Consider the following 4223-nt stretch of genomic DNA (forward strand, 5'->3'; position numbering starts at 1 on the left):
ATTCAGATTCATATACAACTTTGTCCACAATGAACCATCACATATTTTCTCTTGTAAAAACAAAAAAAGACCGCACGTATCCATCCCAAAAATTATCTTCTATCAAGATCTTTTGGCACAGGTTGACACGAGCCGCCCCCTTCATTCTATTTCATTATAAACAAATTTCTACGCAAAAATTTTTATTCATCACTTAATTATAATAACAAATACGATGCTTTTCTGTCAATAAGTATTCCTTTTCCCTATGTTTTTTTCTGCAAAAGAAGCAAAAAAGAAGCGACTTTTCGCTTCTTTTTATAATGCTGCAAGCAGCCTTGCCCCTTGTGCCGTCAAAAAACATATCCCCATCCCGATCACCGTCGGCAATAAAAAGGCAAGTATCGTCCACTTGATGCTCTGTGATTCTTGATAGACCGATAGGAGTGTCGTCGCACACGGCCAATGAAACAGGCAAAAGATGCTTACGTTGATGAGCGTCAATATATCCCATCCTTGCGATGCAAAGATATGTCCCACTTCTCGCACACTCTCGATCTCGGTCATATGCCCTGTTGCCAGATAGATCATGAGTAAGATCGGCAAGACGATCTCATTGGCAGGGATACCTAAGATGAAAGCTAAGAGTATCGCACCATCAAGACCCAACGCTCGCGCAAACGGGTCAAGAAACTCTGACAGCCACAAGAGCAGGCTGACATCTCCGACAGTAGTCTGCGCCAATAGCCAGATGATCATACCAAAAGGTGCAGCCACACAGACGGCACGCCACAAGACGACCCTTGTTCTTTCCCACAGCGAGCGATAGAGTACCGTTCTAAACCGCGGCATACGATACGGAGGCAATTCCAATATCATCGTAGACGGCTCACCTTTCAGCATCGTATCTGCCAACACTCTCGATACCAAGAAAGTCGCCGCGACTCCCATAAGGACGATTCCTGTTATGACGGCCGTAACAAGAACATTGCTGCCGCCCGCCCCACTTATGCCACCGACGATAAATGTCGCCAGCAAAAGAAGAGTCGGAAATCTTCCGTTACACGGTACAAACGCATTCGTCACCATCGCCAGTATCCGCTCACGCGGTGAGTCAATGATACGACACGATACCACCCCTGCCGCATTACAACCAAATCCCATACACATCGTAAGAGCCTGTTTCCCACAAGCCCGACATCGATAAAACATATGATCGAGGCTCATGGCAACACGCGGCAGATACCCCCATTCTTCCAGCAGTGTAAACAGCATAAAAAAAATCGTCATCGGCGGAAGCATAACAGCCACGACCCATGCCAAGCATTGCAGTACGCCATAGACGACCATATGATGGACCCACTCCACAGCCCCCAGCCAAAGCATGCCGTCACCGATAACAGCTACCGCTCCAAACAGTACTTCACCAAGCCATGATGACGGAACATTTGCCCCAATGATCGTCAGCCAAAAGACCGCGCCCAACAGAAATATCAAGAGCGGATATCCGAACCTACGCGACAGTACCATATCATCTATCCGCTGCTGCAGAGAATGTTTCTTCTCACATTCCACTGAAACGACAGCACTTGCGATCTCTTCTGTATTTCGATACAAGTCACCGATCATTTGTTCTCGGATATCTACATCACATCTCTCTTGGATATGGCTTGCCATCTCATCAACCTCGTAAAACACATCTTCCCGCTCACAGCTCACATCGTCCACCTTCCTTTTGGGCAGAAAGCATTTCTTTTACCCTGCACAGACACTCCTTATCACCTTCCAACCTACGCATCGCAAGCCACCTTGCATCGAACATTTCTCCTACCGCTCGCTTTATATACGGCAGAATCTCACCTACCGCATCTTCAACGACAGCCGAATATCGATTCCTGCGCGGTGTACGAAGGTCATCAGCCTGACAAGTACGCAACAGTACATTGCGCAGCTCATATATCCCTTCTTGCTGTTTCGCCGACGTCCCAACGACCGACACTCGCAGGATATCTTCAAGACGGATCAAGTCTATCATCACACCGTTTTCTGTTGCTTCATCCATCAAATTTACACAAAGCACCACACGTTTTGTAATCTCCAACACCTGCAATACCAAGAACAAATTTCGTTCCAAGCGAGAGGCATCAACAACGACAACAACAGCATCAGGTTTTGCAAAGCAAATAAAATCACGTGCTACAGCTTCTTCCGCCCGCCGCGCACCAAGCGAATACGTTCCCGGCAGATCAACAAGTACGAACTGCTCCCCAAGCCAATCGAATCGCCCCACCGCCCCCACGACCGTCTTGCCTGCCCAGTTGCCCGTATGCTGATTCATCCCCGTTAAGGCATTGAAAATCGTACTTTTGCCAACATTCGGATTACCCGCAAGAGCTACGACAAATGCATCGTCACCTGCCGTTATGTTAAACTGCTCTCTTATATATCGCCGACAAAAATCTTCCCCATCCATATACTCACCTCACCACTTAATAAACCTCCGCCAACACATGTTCACCGTCAGAGCGGCGAATCACAAGCCGAGCTGACCGCACCTTATATACACCAGCCTTACCAGATGGGCTGAACCGCTCACAGCGAATATGTGTCCCTATGACCAGACCCAATTCCAATAAACGCTCACGCAAAAACCCTTTTGCGGTAATGGCTCGCACAATTCCCTCATCTCCTACCGCCATTTCCGATATCGATACTACTCGCACATTCCCACCCCCTTATCACCATTTTTGCAAGACACTGCCAACACAACTTTCACCGTATCCTCAAATATCGTTCCAATCGACACAACCGTTCTTCCATGAGCGCCAGACGCTCCTCCGGACTTCGCTGGCCGCGTTCGTCATCTTCCAATAGAAACTCACTATCCGAATTTACGCGTGATTGAAGGAGTAGTTGTAACGTAAGCACCGAGCTGATGAATTCCAATGCAGCGAGCGCATCCTTCAATTCTCGAATCGTCATGCCACTCGCCTCCTATCTATTACTATGCACACGCTGCTCTCCTTGCGCCTTTCGCTATGGCAAATAAAAAAGCCTCGATACATCTTCTGTATCGAAGCCTTTTTACTTTCTTATCTTTGATATAACATCTCTCGAACACGTTTGACATACAGCGTACGAATCGCCTCATTCTCACCTAATCCATGCAGATACGATTCAACTTGATACCCTGCTTTCTGCAATGCTGTCTGCCACGATCCGTCACCTGTCATATCTTTTTCTACATGGCATCCTGCTACCAGCAAAAACGGTACAAGATATACTTTTTTCACATCTCCATATTCGCGAATACGCTTCATAACGTACGTAAAAGACAAAGCATCTTCTTCCATCACACCGACGATCACACGAAGGCCACGCTCATCAAACGCTTCTTGTAAGCAAGGATATACCGATCCTTGCGCACACTTAGAACCGTGTCCCATCAATACAACGATCTCGTCTGATCTTATCGGAGGAAATTGCAGGCGAAGCGCTTCTACGATCTCGCGATAATCGACCGAGCAGTTATTCTCATCACAGCATGTGAGGAGTGGTCTGCCAACGACCAATCGTGCGAATCGACCGCGATATTCTTCCGCTACTATAGCGACCTTGCTGCGATATTCTTCTCCTTCGATGATATGTGTCGGCATGATAACAACTTCTCTGCACCCGTCTTGACTCAGCCGTTCAAGCACCTCAGGCAGACTCTCTGTCACGATACCCAGCTCCGCTAATCTTTTTCTCACAAAGACCGAAGTGAACGCTCGATACACCGCATATGAACCAAATGATTCGGCAACCGCCTTTTCGATCGGCTCAATACACGTTTTGAGCGCGTCAATATATGTCGTACCAAAACTGACGACAATGATCGCCCGTTTTTTCTTCATTATCTTATCATCCATCTATTCAAACCCCATCTTTAATGGTTTTGGTATATCGACTGCTTTCGCCATCTCCATCAAACCATCTTCAGCAAACAACAGTTTCATTCCTGCTAAATAAACCTTGCCGCTCTTATCCGTCAGCATCGGTGATGTATCCTTGATCGTACCAATGATAACTTCTCCATTTTCATCAAATACGACATCTTCCCCCGCACGAAACAACACATATCCAGCACTTGTCGAATCAACAGTGAGTCGTTTCTGCCAACCAACAGGGCGAAGATTCGTATCCTCCTTCAGCGTACCCGATTTCAGCTTGCCATCAGGATAAAACACAAGCTCATTATCACC

Annotated in this window: 6 protein-coding genes; all 6 read right to left on the reverse strand. The window is 47.0% G+C overall.

The window, feature by feature from the left end; translation table 11 throughout:
* Positions 1-297 precede the first annotated feature (297 nt).
* Positions 298-1698 carry a ferrous iron transporter B gene (locus IJN28_09020; protein ID MBQ6713907.1) on the reverse strand — a complete coding sequence of 467 codons (1401 nt, stop codon included), beginning with the start codon at positions 1696-1698 and terminating at the stop codon, positions 298-300.
* Positions 1688-2452 (reverse strand): 50S ribosome-binding GTPase, encoded by a 765-nt coding sequence (locus IJN28_09025; GenBank protein MBQ6713908.1) that lies wholly within the window; start codon positions 2450-2452, stop codon positions 1688-1690. The genes IJN28_09020 and IJN28_09025 overlap by 11 nt, the downstream gene beginning before the upstream one ends.
* A 16-nt stretch (positions 2453-2468) precedes the next feature.
* Positions 2469-2702 carry a FeoA domain-containing protein gene (locus tag IJN28_09030; protein ID MBQ6713909.1) on the reverse strand — a complete coding sequence of 78 codons (234 nt, stop codon included), beginning with the start codon at positions 2700-2702 and terminating at the stop codon, positions 2469-2471.
* Positions 2703-2751: 49 nt separating this feature from the next.
* A complete protein-coding gene (locus tag IJN28_09035) occupies positions 2752-2961 on the reverse strand; it encodes a hypothetical protein (GenBank protein ID MBQ6713910.1) in 210 nt (69 codons plus the stop codon).
* Positions 2962-3071: 110 nt separating this feature from the next.
* Positions 3072-3890, reverse strand: a complete 819-nt coding sequence (locus IJN28_09040; GenBank protein MBQ6713911.1) for a sirohydrochlorin cobaltochelatase — start codon at positions 3888-3890, stop codon at positions 3072-3074.
* Positions 3891-4223 (reverse strand): hypothetical protein (locus IJN28_09045; GenBank protein MBQ6713912.1); only part of this gene is annotated, 333 nt, incomplete at its 5' end.

The organism is Selenomonadales bacterium (genome assembly GCA_017442105.1).
Classification (GTDB): Bacteria; Bacillota; Negativicutes; order RGIG982; family RGIG982; genus RGIG982.